19 protein-coding genes are annotated in these 18,878 nt (G+C 46.4%); 7 read left to right on the top strand and 12 right to left on the bottom strand.

Annotated features, from left to right (window positions below):
• Positions 1-72 precede the first annotated feature (72 nt).
• The 4 genes from MED92_RS18170 to MED92_RS18155 all read right to left on the bottom strand — a co-directional run bounded on the left by MED92_RS18170 (position 73) and on the right by MED92_RS18155 (position 4,485).
• Positions 73-870, bottom strand: a complete 798-nt coding sequence (locus tag MED92_RS18170) for a hypothetical protein (protein ID WP_007023058.1) — start codon at positions 868-870, stop codon at positions 73-75.
• Positions 871-1,056: 186 nt separating this feature from the next.
• Entirely contained in the window at positions 1,057-1,431 is a 375-nt protein-coding gene (locus tag MED92_RS18165; RefSeq protein ID WP_007023057.1) for a SirB2 family protein, read from the bottom strand.
• A gap of 181 nt (positions 1,432-1,612) precedes the next feature.
• Entirely contained in the window at positions 1,613-3,517 is a 1,905-nt protein-coding gene (locus MED92_RS18160; RefSeq protein ID WP_007023056.1) for a metallophosphoesterase family protein, read from the bottom strand.
• 86 nt (positions 3,518-3,603) lie between these two features.
• The gene (locus MED92_RS18155) at positions 3,604-4,485 is read right to left on the bottom strand and encodes a DUF3179 domain-containing protein (protein ID WP_007023055.1); all 882 of its coding nucleotides are present in this window, start codon (positions 4,483-4,485) and stop codon (positions 3,604-3,606) included.
• A 193-nt stretch (positions 4,486-4,678) separates the two neighbouring features.
• On the opposite strand from MED92_RS18155, the gene hisI reads away from it, so the two are divergent.
• Positions 4,679-5,092 carry a phosphoribosyl-AMP cyclohydrolase gene (hisI, locus tag MED92_RS18150; RefSeq protein WP_007023054.1) on the top strand — a complete coding sequence of 138 codons (414 nt, stop codon included), beginning with the start codon at positions 4,679-4,681 and terminating at the stop codon, positions 5,090-5,092.
• A gap of 59 nt (positions 5,093-5,151) precedes the next feature.
• Here hisI and MED92_RS18145 read toward each other — a convergent pair whose 3' ends face one another.
• Positions 5,152-5,574: an SAM-dependent methyltransferase gene (locus MED92_RS18145; protein WP_007023053.1), complete on the bottom strand. Its 423-nt coding sequence runs from the start codon at positions 5,572-5,574 to the stop codon at positions 5,152-5,154.
• A gap of 13 nt (positions 5,575-5,587) precedes the next feature.
• The gene (locus tag MED92_RS18140) at positions 5,588-6,469 is read right to left on the bottom strand and encodes a DMT family transporter (RefSeq protein ID WP_050764257.1); all 882 of its coding nucleotides are present in this window, start codon (positions 6,467-6,469) and stop codon (positions 5,588-5,590) included.
• A gap of 110 nt (positions 6,470-6,579) precedes the next feature.
• On the opposite strand from MED92_RS18140, the gene MED92_RS18135 reads away from it, so the two are divergent.
• Positions 6,580-7,170, top strand: coding sequence for a TetR/AcrR family transcriptional regulator (locus MED92_RS18135; RefSeq protein ID WP_007023051.1), 591 nt, complete (start codon positions 6,580-6,582; stop codon positions 7,168-7,170).
• Between the two features lie 84 nt (positions 7,171-7,254).
• Here the strand turns inward: MED92_RS18135 and trhO are convergent, their stop codons facing one another.
• Complete coding sequence (gene trhO, locus MED92_RS18130; RefSeq protein WP_007023050.1) at positions 7,255-8,259, bottom strand: oxygen-dependent tRNA uridine(34) hydroxylase TrhO; 1,005 nt, start codon at positions 8,257-8,259, stop codon at positions 7,255-7,257.
• Between the two features lie 208 nt (positions 8,260-8,467).
• On the opposite strand from trhO, the gene purU reads away from it, so the two are divergent.
• Positions 8,468-9,325: a formyltetrahydrofolate deformylase gene (gene purU / locus MED92_RS18125; RefSeq protein ID WP_007023049.1), complete on the top strand. Its 858-nt coding sequence runs from the start codon at positions 8,468-8,470 to the stop codon at positions 9,323-9,325.
• Positions 9,326-9,534: 209 nt separating this feature from the next.
• Complete coding sequence (locus MED92_RS18120) at positions 9,535-11,415, top strand: methyl-accepting chemotaxis protein (protein ID WP_007023048.1); 1,881 nt, start codon at positions 9,535-9,537, stop codon at positions 11,413-11,415.
• A 90-nt stretch (positions 11,416-11,505) separates the two neighbouring features.
• Here MED92_RS18120 and MED92_RS18115 read toward each other — a convergent pair whose 3' ends face one another.
• Positions 11,506-12,279, bottom strand: coding sequence for a substrate-binding periplasmic protein (locus MED92_RS18115; RefSeq protein WP_083774967.1), 774 nt, complete (start codon positions 12,277-12,279; stop codon positions 11,506-11,508).
• Positions 12,280-12,498: 219 nt separating this feature from the next.
• Entirely contained in the window at positions 12,499-13,134 is a 636-nt protein-coding gene (locus MED92_RS18110) for a glutathione S-transferase family protein (RefSeq protein WP_007023046.1), read from the bottom strand.
• A gap of 109 nt (positions 13,135-13,243) precedes the next feature.
• On the opposite strand from MED92_RS18110, the gene MED92_RS18105 reads away from it, so the two are divergent.
• Positions 13,244-13,813 (top strand): TetR/AcrR family transcriptional regulator, encoded by a 570-nt coding sequence (locus tag MED92_RS18105; protein ID WP_007023045.1) that lies wholly within the window; start codon positions 13,244-13,246, stop codon positions 13,811-13,813.
• A gap of 276 nt (positions 13,814-14,089) precedes the next feature.
• Here the strand turns inward: MED92_RS18105 and MED92_RS18100 are convergent, their stop codons facing one another.
• Positions 14,090-15,757: a glutamine--tRNA ligase/YqeY domain fusion protein gene (locus MED92_RS18100; RefSeq protein WP_007023044.1), complete on the bottom strand. Its 1,668-nt coding sequence runs from the start codon at positions 15,755-15,757 to the stop codon at positions 14,090-14,092.
• 279 nt (positions 15,758-16,036) lie between these two features.
• Between MED92_RS18100 and MED92_RS18095 the strand changes: the two genes are divergently transcribed.
• Complete coding sequence (locus tag MED92_RS18095) at positions 16,037-16,555, top strand: peptidylprolyl isomerase (RefSeq protein ID WP_040663638.1); 519 nt, start codon at positions 16,037-16,039, stop codon at positions 16,553-16,555.
• Positions 16,555-17,286, top strand: coding sequence for a UDP-2,3-diacylglucosamine diphosphatase (locus tag MED92_RS18090; protein ID WP_007023042.1), 732 nt, complete (start codon positions 16,555-16,557; stop codon positions 17,284-17,286). The genes MED92_RS18095 and MED92_RS18090 overlap by 1 nt, the downstream gene beginning before the upstream one ends.
• A 71-nt stretch (positions 17,287-17,357) precedes the next feature.
• On the opposite strand, the gene MED92_RS18085 is transcribed toward MED92_RS18090, so the two are convergent.
• Together MED92_RS18085 and MED92_RS18080 are read right to left on the bottom strand one after the other, a co-directional pair.
• Positions 17,358-17,966, bottom strand: coding sequence for a MiaE family protein (locus tag MED92_RS18085; RefSeq protein WP_007023041.1), 609 nt, complete (start codon positions 17,964-17,966; stop codon positions 17,358-17,360).
• A 115-nt stretch (positions 17,967-18,081) separates the two neighbouring features.
• Complete coding sequence (locus MED92_RS18080; RefSeq protein ID WP_007023040.1) at positions 18,082-18,708, bottom strand: LysE family translocator; 627 nt, start codon at positions 18,706-18,708, stop codon at positions 18,082-18,084.
• Positions 18,709-18,878 lie beyond the last annotated feature (170 nt).

Here is an 18,878-nt window from a genome sequence, read left to right as displayed (position 1 = left end):
CCTTTCGACATGCTAACGGTCTTTCCTGCTATTCACCGACTTCATCCGATTTTGGCAGCTTTTAGCCGCCTTTTAACGCCCATACCCCGCCTTATCATAAGCCGCTTCTTTGTAGACCGTTTGCATCAGTTCATCCTTAAGCAGCGACTTATCGCTCAATAGCTGTTTGATTTGCAACGCTTCCAACGCGCTATCCAGTTTAACCAGAGTATCAGGCTGATCTTTTCTGACCCATACGATCACATCTTTTTGCATCAGCGGTTTGAAACCATAAGTCATTTCCGGATCATGCTTGCTGATATGCCACTTAAAATCTTCACCGCCCCACAGGAATGAAGCACGGTTTCGGGTAAACATCTTTGTCGCAGTTTTAATGTCCCGCCCAGAAGAGAGCTTAATTTTGCCTTCTTTGCTCCAGTTATCCAGATCTGGAAGGAACCGATAAGGTGTGCGCATTCCATTCACTACAATGAGTGACTCACCGATCATCTGCTCTGCTGTTTCAGGTATCTCTGCAACATTCGGCAAGGCAAACAATCCAGCAGACCAGGGCGAGCGCCACTGGCTTTTAAGGCAACAATCATTCAATTGATTCAGATCGAGGGTAATCAACGCATCGATCTTGCCCATGCGAAGTTCGTTATAAACACGGGATAAGGGTGCGACCCTGAATGAACAATCTATATTCGCCTCTGAACAAAGGCTTTTAACTGTTTCCCCCATAGTGCCAGAAAAAGAACCATCTTCAGCCGTATGCAGCAGTGGCGGGAAAGGAAATGAACCGATCACCAGTTTTTCTGCAGCTAATGTATAAGAAGATGCTGAAAGGAATGCACACAAGGCAATTGTCGAAGGTAGGGATCTGTACATTAACAAGCTTCCATCAAGTTATGCCTTCCAGATGGCAAACCTTAAATTAGATATATCTTATATAGGTAACACTAGCAGAATTCTTTACCAATAACAGTGATAAATAAATTAGACAGAAGCGGTATTGAAAAAGCGAGAGGGTAATTGAGTGCGGAAGTGAAGTCACACCGCACTCAGAAAACGGGTTTAAAAGATAAAACCAGTACGTGTGACCGCAACTGACATCGCCAGCGCGAAGCCAGCTAATGATAATATGATCATTGGAATACGTTTAAGCGTCGCTACACCCGGTTTCAGGGAAGCAATGGCCAATACAATATAAACCAGTAAGCCAAAAAACTTCTCGGTTAACCAACCATCTACAAATGGGAATTGTCCCAGAGATACAGCAAGGCCTGCAGCAGTTAATACAACCAAAACCATGGTTGCCATTGCCAGCATAAGCACCGCTTTTTTACGCGCTAACTCAGAGCCCGCAAAAGTAAGAACTGCACGTCCCAAAAATACCAGCAGACTTAATACCACTGCTGCCATATGAACTTTTAAAAGAATTGGATGCATGTTTATTCCATGTCCTATTTATAAATTATCTATGACTCTTGTGCCTGAAATGACTCAGGCTGAGCAATGATACCCAGAGTTTGATAACAAAACATCCATCCAAAGATCAGGGATTTATCCCTCTAAGGCCTTAAATACGAAATTACATGCTCAGACAGGCATGCCTATAGAGAGATCCTCACTATTTAGCCTTGGCCCTTTTCGGAAAGCCAACTTCCCCGCCCTGTGCGGTTAGCACACTCACCTGGATCGGCTCTCCCTCATCATTCAGGTAAACCCGCCCGATGCCGCTGGCATTCAGAACACGGTTCTTAGGATCATTGTCCGGGATTCGAGAGCGAATCTGCATACGCCGGCGCTTAGTCAGCCAGTTGAGTGGAGACCTGCTTCCGTATAGCCATCGGTTAAGCCGGTCAAATAACTTGAGCAGCTTATCGGGAAATTCGTTTTTCAAACCACTACACGTGATCTGCCAGATATCCGGGCTGTTTTTCCGAAAGCGTATTTTTACATCGTAGACAAAAGAGTAATGTACATCGCCGGACAGGATCACAAAGTTCTGTGGTGTTTTACGATGCCTAAAGATATTCAAGATGACATTCGCTGACCCCGCATGGGCCATCCAGTTTTCAGCATCCACCGTCAGCGCATGGCCGAAGAAGGTAAATACTCTTTGCACCGTCTCAATCAACTTCATGCCATAAATAGGTGCGGGAGAGACCAATAACACCGAATGCTCGCCCATCAGATCCTGCTGGAGCTCAGACAGCGCTTCCCAATCCATCAATCCCGAAGGCTTAGACAAACTGCTCTCAGACCACCAGCGTTTAGTTCGGGTATCCAGTACCACCAATTTGGGTGAAGTGGGCAAAGCATAGTTCCAATGCTCAAACTCAAGCACTTCCGTAATCAGTTGGTCGCGCGGCAGACCATTCTCCTGCTCGGCAGATTGCTCCAGAGCGCTACACCAATTAGCTGGGAATTTATCGGGATCATTACCCCACCCCTGACAGAGCCAGTAGCCAATCAACGCATTGCCAATAATACTCCGCGAGAAAGGATGCTCATAAGCTGCTTCTTCCCAGCCCCGTGTGAGATTCCAGTCATCGGTAACATCGTGATCATCAAAGATCATATAGACCGGGAGATGCGCCAGTGACCGCTGCACACGCTCCAGACCTTGGGCAAAAATCTCTATCTCGCGCTGTTCGCTAAGATACAGGTCGGCATGCTCATCGGATACGTCATGAATGGATAGTTTGATAAAAGGCCATAGCTGAGGCGACCAGACCAGAAAATACATCGCCAATACTTCTGACAAGGTAATCAGGTGGTTATGTGCAGTATCCGCGGTAAATATCGGCTTTTTAGCGCCACCAAAAAAGCGATCCTGCAAAGCCTGATTTGCTTCAGTGTGAGGCAGTAACTCTTCTCGCTCATAATAACAGTGCTCGCTTTTAAACAGCTCATGACTGTCACGAACAGTCGCCCCGGCAATCAACTCTGAGTCCAATCCCAGTAGCTCAATGGCCTGATGTATGGCACTTAACATGGGCCCTGCTACATCGTCAGCGTAGATCTGATCACCGGACATCATTAGAAGCGCAGCGCGCTCTTCAGGATTCCCATCGCTGGCTGCCAGTTGCTCATCGACACGGAGTAATCCGTCTTCAGAGGCATAATGCGGTTTCCGACAAGAGCCGTGCAGCACCTGATCGATCTTAGTTTTCAGGACAAAAGAAGGTCTGGGCGCATCACCGTAGCAAAGATGAGGAAGTAACGTTTTTAATCCCAGCCGCTCACCTGAAACTTCACACTCCAGGTCATAAGAGAGAAAACAGTTTTCCGGGAGCGGATCTGCGGCTTTGTAATCGATTAGATTGATATAGGCAAAATCACCGACTTTGACCGTTTTTGTTATTTGACCAATATACAGATCTGCGAGCAGCGCATCATCTCGAAAAAGCTTGAAACATGCTTTCAGTGGCTGAGAAGTCACAAGCCACAACACCATCTGATCGGGTAATACACGCCTTAATATAGGGCCTGCAACAACAAAGGGAAGATCACGGGTTGTCTGCGTCATATTCGGATCTGAACTTATGTGGGACGTTTCCTATAGTCTATCGGGCAAGAAGCTGAGGATTCAACGGATTTACCTAACTTTTCATTTCAGGGGGATTTATAAACATCGGTTTTCGGATGAAAGGTAAACCAGGCGAACCAGAAACCGTTTACCGCAGGGATCACTTCGCCACTCTGAGCATCGAATACTTCAGCAGTACGCGTCATCGTGTTGTAGCGAATCTTCAGTTTTACCCCATTGACCTGATCAATTACTTCGTCCCCACCAAAACGCGCCAGCTCAGCAAAAGGATAGGCTTTGTAATGGCCGTCAATATCGACACCGATAACCCGCTCCTTAGGATGGTAGGCCTGACTGAGAAATTCGACTGGGAAATAGATCATTGGGCTTTCATCATAACTACCATAAGGGCTCATATCGTAGTTTCGCCGATAACCGGTATCACGGCTTAACACTTCTCCCATTGGGAAACGACGTTTCCATTCACTCCAGGTCATCTGCACCAGTGGCAGCATCTCAAGCTGTGTACCGATCTGTGGTCCGCTAACCGCTTCCTTCTTAAGTTGAGACCATAGGGATTCAGTTTCACGGTCGTAAAGCAAAACATCGCTGTTATAAAGCAAACCGGAAACACCAAAATCCAGTACTTTGCCTTTTACTTCTGCTGAAAAGGCCATGCCTGTGCCACACAAAGGACAGTAGCTGATCACCACAGGTTTCCCTGCGATCTCATCATTAACGATCTCATGCCAGTTTAAAATCGAGATTGGGTATGCACGCGTTCTGCCATCGATTGTAAGACTCAGCACCTGCTCTTCAGCACGCATCCCTCCAACCTGCTGAGCGGGGATAAACTTAGGATCATCAATGGAGGGAATCCCGTCACGGGGAGGCCCTCCTGGGAGAATTTCTTCTTGAGGGATAGAGGTTTTAGACAGGTCAAAACCATTACCCGCATGCGCCAGCATCGGCCAGAATTTCAGACAAAGCAGTGTCAGAAGATAGTGACAAGAAAGACTAGATCGCTGTACGATTAAACATTACGGGTGTTCCAAACAATGATTAACTGTTTGAGTACACAAATTGAGAATGATTCAAAAAAATTCTCACTAATCCTGTGCTATGATGCCCGCAAAATACATTGAAGACCGATATCACACCATGAAGAACTCTTTCTACTACGATCTGGAATCAGGCAAGATCGGGCAACAGACCGATCTGGGGCAAGCTTTAGACAACCTGCGTTATAACGAAGACGGTTTAATCCCGGCGATTGCGCAGCAGCATGATACGGGCGAAGTACTGATGATGGCCTGGATGAACAAGGCCTCCATAGAAGAGACGCTGAAAACCGGCCAGGTTTGCTACTGGTCTCGCTCTCGTCAGACTTACTGGCGCAAAGGTGAAAGCTCAGGTCATGTACAAAAATTGGTGGAAATGCGTATCGACTGCGACGGCGATACGCTGCTGTGTCTGGTAAATCAGAATGGTCCTGCTTGTCATACTGAACGCCCTAATTGCTTCTACCACAAAGTCACTGGCGATAAGATCGAAATCATCACAGAACCTAACTGATCTTCTGCCTCCTCTGTTAGCTCAATGGAATCCTGAATCAGGATTCCATTGGCTCAGCCTCAAAACGCTTCACTCTCCCGATAGATCGCAGGCTTGATATCAATAAGCACTGTTCCATCCAGGCAGTCCAACCCCCGAACCTGTATTTCACCCTTTTGCGCATCTAATGATTCAACGGGTAGCACTGCAACACCTATGGGATTTGGCCGATAAGGCGTTCTTAAAGAAAAACACCCCACTCCACCATTCAATGATCCAAAATCTCTCATTTCACCTATTTGATTTCTTTCAGGACTTGTTCGCGTACCCCCTAACCAATACACAACCATGATGGCTTTTACCTTTTCCAGCCCCTGCATTTCCTGGCGAAAAGCCTCATCAATCTGGATCCGGCATAACGGTCCATCAACCTGAATGTTATTAGGGCACATATCCACACTTTGGTAAGGCGTTCGAATTACACCCACTGTTAATAATTTCATAGCGCATCCCCCCTCAGTTTGTAGCCTTCGCGGTAAAAAGTGCATAGCTGAATACGGTAACCAGAATCACCGCACCCCCCAGGAAGCTGGCCATAGCTGGAATTTCTGTAAAAAATAGATAAGCCAGAACAGGGGCAAATACCGCTTCGATCATTAGAATCATCCCGACTTCCGGTGCCGTGATATAGCGGGTAGCCGTCTGCGACAACACCCTGCCAAAGGGAGCGGTAAATAATCCCATCACCGCCATAATCGTCCAGGTACTGAAGCTATATTCTGATGGCGTTGCAAAATAGAACATCGCAATGGCTAGAAATAATCCACCCAGACCGACACTCGCCATCCGGCTTACCCCCTGGTATTTGCGTAACAAGGTTTGGTTTAGCGATAGAAAACTGGCAGCGGCCAACGCCAGGAGATCTCCGGTCCAGTTTCCCGCCTGAAAAGATCCAGAAACCACAATTACGATTCCAACCATCACCGCCGCAATAGCAATCCAGGTAGATCGCTGGGTAACCTCGCGAAGAAAAAGCCAACTGAACAAAGCGGCCAAAGCAGGTGTTGTACTCAAAATCACAAAGGTGTTTGCCACCGTTGTTAGTTTGATACTCATCACAAGACAGCTTGCACTACCCAGCATGAGCAAACCAGATATCACGACTGGCCAACCGCTTTCCAGGTAAGTTGTCACAAGTCCGCGCTTATCCATTGTCTGGATAAAAAACGGCATAGAAACTGCCGTAAACAATCCGAACAGGAATGCCGTATCAACCCCATTTACCCCGGAAAGACGGATAAAAATTGGATCAAAACTCATTAAAAGTGCCCCGCACAATGCGATAAGCACCCCAGTAAATCGTACATTAAACGTCGATAGAGCTGTCAAAATTTGCATTTAATCATCAACCTCAATAAATCATACTTACCAGTATGATTTATATAAATTGACCTCCTGTCAAGAAAATCATACTATTCGGTATGATTTAATTGAAAAGCCGTTACCAAATGAGCAAAGTTCAACAAAATAAAGAAAAGAAAAAACAAGCAATTCTTGAAGCTGCGCAAAGGGTTTTCATCTCTGAGGGCTTTGTTCAGGCAAGCATGGATGAGATTGCCAAAAGGTCTTCGGTAACAAAACAAACCGTTTACCGCTACTTCCCCTCTAAAGCGGAACTGTTCGAAGCAACTCTGCGCAAGATGGGTGAAGTGACCCACGGAGGGTTTAGCCCATATCTGGAATTGGCTAATACTGAAGAAGCCCTAACCGGTTTCGCCAAAGAGTTTATTGAAGCGCACCTCTGCGATGAGCATCTGGCTACGCTTAAACTCCTGATCAATGAAAGCAGTCAGGCCCCAGAACTTACCAGCCGTTTCTATTCGGTAGGCCCGGATAATACCCACAACCAACTGAGCCGTTTTTTTGAAGAGAGGTTTAACTCTGACAATCCTGAATCGCTTGTCAGCTTATGGACTGCGATGTTGCTCTCTCAGCGAACCGGGGTGCTACTGGGTAAGGAGAAACCCAATACTCAACAAATTGAACAACACGCCTGGGATGCTACGCAATTTCTACTCGCAGCCATACCACTGCGCTAACGCTGGAGAACACACAAAAAAAGAGGCAGCAAATGTAAATCTGCGCCCCTTTTAATTTAATATGAATCAGTTAGTGCAGCGTGATTAAGAACGCTCTTTCTGCGCTTCGCGGAAAGCAGCTTTTGCATCACGATGGGCTTTTACCGCATCTTTTACATCCGTGCCCAGGTGAGCCTCACCGCGCTCTTTAGCCAAACGCACCTGACGCTCACGCTCAGCAAAACGTTGTTTCTGCTTATCGGTCATCTTATCGATGCAATGCAGGCAGCTAACCCCCTGTACGTAGCTATCCAGCTGCTTCTCTTCCTCAGTAATCGGCATACGACAAGCGTGGCACTGATCATAATCACCCACCTCCAGACCATGTTTCACTGATACTCGGCCATCAAATACAAAGCAATCGCCTTTCCACATAGATTCTGCTTCAGGTACTTCTTCAAGGTACTTAAGAATGCCACCTTCTAAATGATAAACCTCATCAAACCCCTGCTCTTTCAGATACGCGGTTGATTTCTCACAACGGATCCCACCGGTACAGAACATCGCAACTTTCTTGTTCTTCTCCGGATCAAGGTTCTCTGCAACATACTGGGGAAATTCACGGAAGGTTTTTGTTTCCGGATCGATCGCATTTTCAAACGTGCCGATAGCGACTTCGTAGTCATTACGGGTATCGACCAGAACCACATCAGGATCAGAGATTAAAGCATTCCAGTCTTTTGGCTTTACATAGGTACCGACTACTTTCTTAGGATCGATCCCTTCTACGCCCATGGTTACAATCTCTTTTTTGAGTTTGACCTTGGTACGCATAAATGGGTTTTGCGAATCGAAAGACTCTTTAAAGTCGATTGGATTCAGGCGCTCGTCCTGATTAAGCCAGTTAAGAATAGCATCAATACCTTCACGGCTACCCGCAATCGTACCGTTGATCCCTTCCTGAGCAAGCAGCAAGGTGCCACGGACATTCTGCTCTGTCATGCGAGCTAAAAGAGGCTCGCGCAATGATTCAAAATTATCCAGGCTGACAAATTTATACAGGGCACAAACAACGGTTTGCACCTCGGTTTGAGGTTGCTCTACAGACATGTTCTCTCCGCTAATTGGGGCGTAAACCCAACGCAAAAACAGAAAGCCCCGGTATTACCGAGGCCTGATAATGAAAAACTCCCTTATGAGGGAGCCTGTTCCTATATTCTATCAAATTAACCAAGCGACTAACTCAGGTATTTTGTAGGGGTATTGACCTTCCAGGCTTGGTCTACACTTACCTAATAACCAACCTCAGGAGTTATAGATGTCTGATAACACATGGATTCTCACTGCACACTGCGCCAGTGAACTGGGTACAGTGGATGCAGTAACAGGTTATCTCTACCACAACGGTCACTATATTGAGGAGCTACATTCCTTTGACGACAAGATCAGCCAACGGTTTTTCATCCGTGCTTGCTTCAGAACCGACGGAGGTTTTGACGAAGAGAAGTTCCGTACACTCTTTGAACTAAGGGCCGACAAATTTGATATGCAGTGGGAACTGCAACCTCAGAACCACACCCCTAAAGTGGTCATTATGGTTTCTAAGTTTGACCACTGCCTCAATGACCTGCTTTACAAAAATAAAATCGGCCAGCTGAATATAGAAATCCCTGCCATCATATCCAATCACCCTGACCTGAAACCGCTAGCGGATTGGTACCAAATTCCTTACTACCATCTACCGATCAGTGCCGACACTAAACCCGAACAGGAAAGTAAGCTTTGGCAGATTATTCAGGAAACTGATGCAGAACTGGTCGTGCTTGCTCGCTATATGCAGGTGTTATCTGACGACTTGTGCAAAAAACTTGAAGGTTGGGCGATTAACATTCACCACTCTCTACTGCCTGGTTTTAAAGGCGCAAAACCATACCATCAGGCTTATGAGAAAGGCGTCAAAACAGTCGGAGCGACCGCCCACTATATCAACAGCGACTTAGATGAAGGGCCGATCATTGCTCAAGGCATCGAGCCAGTTGACCATACTTACTACCCGGAAGACCTGATCGCAAAAGGCCGCGATATAGAACGCATCACGCTGTCCCGGGCAGTGAAATACCACATAGAAAAACGTGTATTTCTTAATGACAACAGGACGGTGGTTTTTAAAGATTGATACGGAAAACTTGCAAATATGACAAGTTGTCTAAAATTAAACTGTTATCAAGAAAAACGGTTCCAAACTGGCTTCGCTTTTGTCATAGTAGCCATGCACCATACCTTAATACTAAAGTACAAGATAAGTACTGAATTATAAAAATAACAAAAGCGAAACAAAGACCTGCTAACGACAAGAGTTAGTGCAGATTGATTGAGGTTTAATGCATGAAAGTCTCCCATAAAGTTGCCCTGCTGGCTTCAGCAATTGTCGTTCTGACATTCGCAATTTTCTCCTGGATGCAATATCACACGGTACGTGATGCCCTGTATGAAAAAACTGAGCAAAGTACGCAGGAAGCGACTTCTGTACTGGGACACCAGATCACCAACTGGCTTAACGCCAAACTCAAGCTTATCGACATGATGGCTGAGGATATCAATGCCAATTTTTCTCCGCGGACGATACAAAGCACCTTTGATAACCCGCTTCTGAAAAAAGAGTTCCTGTTGATCTTTGGCGGCCTGGATACTGACGGCCAGAAGATCACCAATGATCCAAGCTGGAACCCTACTGACTGGGATGCCCGTAAGCGCCCCTGGTACCCCTATGCAAAACAAAATGACCGCGCGGTGTTAACCGACCCTTATGCAGACGCAGCTACAGGTGAGATTCTGATCTCCGCAGTCGCAAACTTTTATGACAACAAACAGTTTAAAGGCGCTTTCGGCGGTGACCTGAGCCTGAAAACCGTATCAGATGCTCTGAATACCCTGAACTTCAACAATACCGGCTATGCGTTCTTGCTAAATACTAATGGCAATATCATCAGTCATCCTAACGCTGAGCTGAACGGTAAGTCGATTAACGACCTGTTTGATGGTTCTGCTCCAGCATTGGTACCTGAGATGAAGGAGACCAGCGTTGCAGGTACAACCTCCTTTGTATATTTCCATAAACTGGAAGGACTCTATGGTAGCCCATGGATGATCGGGGTGGTTCTCGATAAAAGTCTGGTCATGGCCGATGCAAACCAGATCGGTATCACCGGCCTTATCGCAACCTTGATCAGCGCTCTGGTTTGTAGTGGCGCGCTCTACTTCGCTGTGAGCAAGCAGTTGATGCCACTGGAGAACCTCCGCACTTCGCTGGTTGAAATTAACAGTGGTGAAGGTGACCTGACTAAACGACTGGTGATCAGCAGTAAGGACGAATTTGGCCAGGTATCCACTGACTTCAACGAATTTATCGGTTATCTACAAAACCTGATCTCGCAGGTTAAGCAGATAACACAGGATGTTCGTGAAAACAGTGACCACACATCATCTTCAGCGTCTATGGCTGCTGCTGACCTTGAGAAGCAGCTATTTGAACTGGATCAGCTAGCCACCGCTATGCATCAGATGTCAGCAACTGCACAAGACGTAGCAACCAATGCGCAACATGCGGCTGATTCCGCTATGCGCGCCGATGAAGCAGCAGGCGAAGGTGCTATGGTTGTATCGAAGACAACCGAGTCGATCGGCCACTTGGCGCAAGATATGGAGAATATTGTCTCCACGATCAATGAACTGGCAAGCTTCAGCGACAATATCGAGTCCATTCTTACCGTGATCACCGAAATTGCTGACCAGACTAACCTACTCGCCCTTAACGCAGCCATTGAGGCCGCACGTGCGGGTGATATGGGTCGTGGTTTTGCGGTCGTTGCCGATGAGGTTCGTGCGCTTGCGTCACGTACTCAGCAATCGACTGAAGAGATCAAAGATATGATCCAGCAACTACAAACCGGCGTGAAGAACGCTGAAAGCACGATTATGAATAGCCGAGATATGGCAGCCAGAACACAGGAAGCCGCGGGTGAAGCGGATATGGTACTGAATACCATCCGTGACAATATTCAGGAGATCAACCAGATGACAATTCAGATTGCGACTGCGGCAGAACAGCAGTCAGCAACCGCTGAAGAGATCAACCGCAACACTACCAACATCCGTGACCTTAGCCAATCTGTTTCCAACAGTGCTAAAGAGCAGGAGACCAATTGCCATACCATGGCTGACCTTACCCGCCAGCAGGATGCTGAATTGAGTAAGTTCAAGGTGTAAAGATAGGATCGAGTGGCTAGGCTCTTGGGTCTAGCCACTCCTAATCCCCAAGATAAAACTCCCTTCAAAACAAAGTGACCCAGCTTAAGTTCACTCGATCAATAAAGCTTTAGGATCCGTTGCCAACCCATAATTCGTCAAAACTTGTCGCCATATAGGGTCTGACTTCATTTTCTCAACTGTTTCCAGTAATTGTGTATTCAGACTGTTATTTCCACTTCTTACCATCAGATAACGGGTGAACTGATGGTGGTTAGTAAGCGTGAAGCGTGTGCTCCATTGATTATCCCAGAGAAGATATTGCGCTGAGCTATAAGGAATAATTCCTACATCGACACGATTCTGCAGAAGCATTCGGAGTAATTGCTTTTCATTATTTGCGTTACTTCTAATAATCAAATTATCAGAAACCAAAGGATCAACTCCTACATACCGATAGCCGCGAACGCCTCCCAATCTATATCCGATCAAATCTTGCGGTTTGTTAAAATCGGTACTTGCTTTGCTGCTCCATATATAAACACTCGCATCAAACATCAATTCTTCGGACCATATAAACCGACTGAGGTTTTGCTTTTTAAACCAATAAGGAGATACCCAAGGCACCAGGATATTTTCCGCAGTTGAATCTATTAACTGATTAAGCCTTTTCCGGGGAATGCTCATAACTTCAATGGATACATTTGAGCTATGCCGTGAAAGATAATCAGCCAGATCATAAGTTAGCCCGGTTTTATCTCCGGTAATAAAAGGTGGGGTATCGTGGTAGGTGTACAGCGTAATTATCTCTTTGGCCTGACCAGAAACAGGTAACAGATAAGCCCAAACAATAAACAGTGCCGTGAGAATTCGTAAAAACATCATTTAACCTGCACAAAAGGCAATATAAGTTGCCCTTCCCTAGGCCTAGCGTTCACAGATTAAGTCTAGGAGCTGAATGATAATTCAACAATGTCAGGTGACTATTTGTTCAAGATATAAAAACTAGCTCAATATATCCCTGATAACTTTCCTGAGCCTGAGCATAAATACTGTAGTCCTTAAAAAAAGCCGGCCATAGACCGGCTCAATATGCTAGTTTGTCTAAAGCACTTTTCTAACAGAAACCCGCTCTCTTACTCGACTCAGATACCCGCTAACTGCAGGATACCCTTCAACCAAACCAGCACCATCTGGCGTTTTCTGCAGATAATCTAACATTGGAATAAGTACCAGATCCGCTGCGCTTAACTGCTCACCGCAAATGAAAGCTGCACCTTCAACCTGTTTGTTAACAATTCCTAATGCCTTTAATACCCCAGGCAAAGCCTCTTGAATTTTGTCCATTCTTACCGAACCGTTCTCCCCTTTCGGGAAGGCATACTCTAATAGCAGGTTTCGGACGATCGCCTGATCTATATAAACGCTGATCAAAGCACTCCACTGGTCAACCAGCGCCTTGTCAAAAGCATCTGCTGGATAAAGCTTGTTATCATCATTCAGGGAATCGAGATAACGGATAATTGAAGATGTCTCACTGATATTCCCAAATTCAGTGATTAGAACAGGGACTTTTCCGTAGGGGTGAAAATCAAACAGCTCTTTATCTCCAAATGATAGCTTCTTGCCGTTCACTTCTGGATTGACCTCATAAGGAATACCTTTTTCCTCACATGCAATCAGCACACTTCGCACAAAGGTACTGAAAGCCGGCCCAACAATCTTTACTGGTGTATCCATCGTTACATCTCCTTAGAAAGTTGAGGTACACACTAGGCTGATTCACAATATGTTCAAGAACATATATTGAAACTATGGAATACTCTTCTCAATGCTAAAGGAGAGACCGATGGGTTGGACTACAGAACAGAAACAGCAGTCGCGGGAAAAGATAGTCAGCAGTGCAGCCGAACTATTTACCCGAGATGGTTTTGATAACGTTGGGATCAACGATGTAATGCGTCACGCAGGGCTGACCCGCGGTGCTTTTTATAATCACTTCAGTTCAAAAAGCGAATTATACGCAGAAGCCATTTTAGGCGCGGCAAGGCAGGCCAAAAGCCGCACCATGGAACACCCTGAGAACACCCTCTCGGCGATCATCGAATACTATCTGAGCGATACCCACCGCCGCGGAGAAGATATCTGCTGCCCTCTCGCCTTTCTTACCACCGATATTCATCAACGGGATGATAATGTCAGGTCCACCTATACCCGTGTACTACAAGGGTTCATCGAGATTATCCGTGAAGCAATGCCTGAAGGGCAAAAGATTTCAGAAACGGAAGCAATGCATAAAGCGGTCATGATGATAGGCGGGCTTGCGATCGCCAGAGCGGTTAATGACGACGGATACTCAGAGAAGCTTTTACAGGCTTGCCGGGAGGGGGTTCAGGGTGAAACGGCAAAAGGCAGATGAAGGTAGTCGAAGCGGATAAGAGCGGATAAGAGCGGATAAGAGCGGATAAGAGCGGATAAGAGCGGATAAGAGCGGATAAGAGCGGATAAGAGCGGACAAAACGATAAGGTCTTGCGCGATAGAGCGCAAACCTTTAACGAAAAAAGGCGCCCTTACAAAGGCGCCTTTTGCTAACCATTAGCGTGCCAGCTCTTAGCTGTATTTAACGCCTTTAGCTGCTTTCGACTGTTTTAACCGCCTTTAGCTGTACTAAACGCCTTTACCCGCTCTTCGAACCTACTTACCCCAGGAATCGCGAAGGCCGACTGTACGGTTGAATACCAGCTTATCTTCGCTGGATTCAGAATCCACACAGAAGTAGCCAGTACGCTCAAACTGGAAACGGCTTTCAACAGCAGCATTTGCCAGGCCGACTTCACAACGGCTGCCTTCAACAAGCACAAGCGATTCTGGATTGATGAACTCAAGGAAATCGCGCTCTTTGTCACCGTCAGGATTCTCTTCTGCGAACAGACGATCATATTCGCGAACTTCACATGGAACTGAGTTATCAGCAGATAACCAGTGCACGACACCTTTAGCTTTATAACCTTCAGGGTTAGCACCTTTCGTTGCAGGATCATAAGTACACTTCAGCTCGATTACGTTGCCTTCAGCGTCTTTAATAACTTCTTCACACGTGATCACATATGAACCACGCAGGCGAACAGCTACACCCTGCGTCAAACGCTTCCACTTGCGTGGAGGTACTTCAGCAAAATCTTCCTGTTCAATAATCAGGTTACGGCTGAACGGTACTTTACGCATCCCCATGCTTTCATCTTTAGGGTGATTCGGTAGTTCAAACCACTCTTCCTGATCTTCAGGGTAATTCGTGACAGTCACTTTAAGAGGACGGACAACACACATGGCACGCGGCGCATTTTTATCCAGATCTTCGCGGACAAAGTACTCGAACTGAGCCATATCAACCGTACCGTCAGTTTTTGCTACCGCCAGACTATCGCAGAAATTGCGAATCGCCTGAGGAGAATAGCCACGACGACGCAAACCAGAGATCGTTGGCATACGCGGGTCGTTCCAGCCGCTTACATGGCCTTCATCAACCAGCTGTTTCAGCTTACGTTTACTGGTTACGGTGTAGTTCAGGTTCAATCGGCCAAATTCGTACTGACGTGGCTGAGAAGGTACTGGCAGGTTCTCGATAAACCACTCGTACAACGGACGATGATCAGCAAACTCAAGTGTACAAATAGAGTGGGTAACACCCTCAATTGCATCTTCCTGACCATGCGCAAAATCGTAACTCGGATAGATGCACCACTTATCACCTGTCTGGTGATGGGACTCTTTACGAATACGGTAGAGAATCGGGTCGCGCAGGTTCATATTTGATGAAGCCATATCAATTTTGGCACGCAGCACACAGCTGCCTTCATCAAACTCTCCCTTGCGCATGCGCTCAAGCAGATCCAGATTTTCTTCTGGGGTACGATCACGGTAAGGGCTGTCTTTACCTGGCTCAGTTGCCCAGCCACGATACTCTTTCGCTTCTTCCGGGCTCAGATCACACACATAGGCTTTACCTTCACGCACCAAGTGCTGAGCCCACTCGTAGAACTGATCAAAGTAATTAGACGCATAGCGAACTTCGCCGGCCCATTTAAAGCCAAGCCATTCAACATCACTCTTGATCGCGTCAACGTATTCCTGATCTTCTTTAGTCGGGTTGGTATCGTCAAAACGCAGGTTACATTCGCCATTGTATTTTTCAGCGGTACCAAAGTTCAGGCAGATAGATTTAGCATGCCCGATATGCAGATAACCGTTTGGCTCCGGCGGAAAACGGGTAACGACTTTACCACCGTTTGTCCCCTGCTCCAGGTCCTGCTCTATCACCTGATGAATAAAGTTAGTTGGCTTAGTGTTTTCTGTATTACTCATAAGTTACGTCTATTATCCCGACACCGCATCAATACTGAGTTTTTCGTCTCATTTAACTGAGCGAAAAAAATTGCAGACCATTATATACGGATGCGCTCACTAATTGGCAGTCGAGGCAAGATTTTTTTACATTGCCTTCAATCTTTGAGATAACTCATTGTTCCATAGGCGTTATACCGATGATGCAGAAAACAACGACTTAAGAACAAACAGGATGCGTTTCTCTTAGACTTGCGTATAATGGCCCGGTTAAAAGGCGAAGAAGTGGACACTACAAAAATGATTATCCTCCATACTAATTTTGGTGATATCTCCTTGGAGCTAGACCATGAGAAGGCTCCAAAAACCGCAGCAAACTTCGAGCAATACGTATCTGAAGGTTTCTACGACGGTGTTATTTTTCACCGCGTAATTAATGGTTTCATGATTCAGGGTGGTGGTTTTGAACCAGGCATGGTTCAGAAAACAACGCGCGAAACTATTGAGAACGAAGCTGATAACGGCCTGTCTAATGCGAACGGCACTATCGCAATGGCCCGTACAATGGATCCGCACAGTGCATCGGCGCAATTCTTTATCAACGTTGCCGATAACACTTTCCTTGACCACACAGCTAAGACAACTGAAGGCTGGGGCTACGCAGTATTCGGTAAAGTCGTTGATGGCCTGGAGATCGTAAACAAGATCAAAACAGTTTCTACAACGATGCGTGCAGGTCACCAGGATGTTCCAGCAGAAGATATCATTATCGAGTCTGCTGAAATCGTAACTGAAGACGCGGAAAGCACTGAAGAGTAATGACCGTATACTTTGTCTCAGATATTCATCTGAAACCCGAACGCCCGGATCTGACCCGGGCGTTTTCGTATTTCCTGACCGAAACTGCTCAGGATGCTAGTGAGTTGTTTCTGCTCGGCGATATTTTCGAAGCCTGGATTGGTGATGACGCTCCCATCCCTGGGCTGGATGAACTGTTCTCGCAATTGAAAGCGCTTAGCGACAAAGGCTGTAAGGTATATTTCCAGCACGGCAATCGCGATTTTCTGGTAGGACAAACATTCGTAAGCGGTATCGGTGCCGAACTGCTTCCAGAGGAGATACTTATCGACCTCCCCTGTGGCCCGGCTTTAATCATGCATGGTGATCAGCTTTGTACCGATGACCAGGAATATATGCAGTTCCGAGCGATGGTGCGTGATCCGCAATGGCAAAGTGCATTTAAAGCCAAGTCATTAGAAGAACGACTCGCCGTCGCCCGCCAGCTTAGAGAAGCCAGCAAAGAGCGCGGCGCAGAAAAATCAGAATACATCACTGATGTGAATACTGAATCAGTTGTGAAAGCGCTGAATGATAACAAGTGCGACCTGCTGATTCACGGTCACACACATCGCCCCGCCATACATCAGATCACATCGGCTCAAGGCCCATCAACACGGGTTGTTTTAGGCGACTGGGATGAAAAGGGCTGGTATTTGAAGGTTGATAGCTCCGGGTATGAGCTAATCAGCTTTGATATAGCAGAAGCTTAACTTGTAGGAGCAGCATCCTGCCGCGAAAATCATGACTGCTCATGGCAAGATGACGCTCCTACGTTTTTAAATCAAATAAACGTTGGCGCACCACTGTGAAAACGGAATTCATCATCCGGCGCTTCGATAAGCTCCCGCTCAACCTCACAGAAAAAAGCCACCCGTTCATCAATCGGCTCACCGGCGTAATCAGCTGCCAATCCCAGATAGTCCTGATAATGGCGCCCTTCGGATTTCAGCAATGAACGATAGAATTTTGCCAACTCTTCATCTAAAAATGGCGCAAGTTTGGCAAAGCGCTCGCAAGAACGCGCTTCAATAAAAGCGCCAATAATCAGTAGATCGATCAATCTGCCCGGCTCAGATGTACGCACATGCTTTCGCATACCGGCAGCATAACGTGCAGGAGACATGTGATCGTATACCACATCGCGATCCTGCATGATCGCAAGCACCTGCTCAAAGTGAATCAGCTCTTCTCGTGCCAGACGCGACATCTTATTAAGCAGATCAAGACGATCCACATAGCGAAACATCAGATTCATCGCTGTAGACGCAGCTTTCTTTTCACAATGAGCATGATCGATTAGCAGGATATCCTGATTCTGCAGTGCAGCCTGGATCCAGCTATCGGGAGTTTCACATGCCAAAAATTCTTTGATTTCGTCGAGCGCGTCCATTGATTCAAACCTGATGGATGATTATAAAGATGGCGCATTATAGCGGGCAGACTAAAGGCCTGCACCCGCTACAAGTAAGAAGTGAAAATAAAACTGATCCGCGACAACTAAACCCTTAGCGCTCTGATGTTGCTAACTTAATGGCCAACCCCAGAAACACCACACCCGCCAACTTATTAATAACAGATTGGCCCAGTTCTGAATCTCGCATCCAGGTACTTAGTGAACCAGATAGCATTGCGATGAAGCTCATCACAGAAAAGCCCACCAGAATAAACACACCGCCCAGCATCAATAGCTGCATGCTTAACGAACCCGCAGCCGGATCAGCAAATTGCGGCAAAAATGCCATAAAGAAAATCGCCAATTTGGGATTTGTGGTGCTCATCAAAATTCCGCGTTTATAAAGTGCAAAGTTACTTAATCTTGGCTGCTCCGAGCCTGGCAGTTGAGACGCCGCCGCCTTAAAAGATAGCCATGCGAGATAAATAAGGTAAGCCGCGCCAATCACTTTCAAAGCGGTAAAAGCCACCACACTCACCTGAAAGATCGCCGCAACGCCCAAAGTGACAGCGATGGTATGCCCAACCAAGCCTGTGCAAAGACCCAAGGTGACAATAACCCCCGCCTTGCGACCATGAATAGCCGATTGCATAAGCACAAAAATATTATCCGGCCCAGGCGCGAAAGACAGCAGCGTGGAGGCAACGATAAAGGCAAGTAGTGTTTCGTAGCTAAGCATTTGAATTCTCAGTAACTCGTGGCAACAAAGATGTAAGAATACTACCGAAACTTTAGAAATACTTCATTTAGTAAGAACAACAGGCAATAGATAATTCTTTCACCATGCCTGGAGATTAGTTTTGTTACTTATTTACAGCGAAAAAGCCTGAGAACCGCCGTATTTATATA

This window comes from Neptuniibacter caesariensis (assembly GCF_000153345.1).
GTDB classification, from domain to species: domain Bacteria; phylum Pseudomonadota; class Gammaproteobacteria; order Pseudomonadales; family Balneatricaceae; genus Neptuniibacter; species Neptuniibacter caesariensis.
The sequence above is the reverse complement of the archived record's forward strand: the minus strand, read 5'-3'. Positions and strand labels throughout refer to the sequence as shown.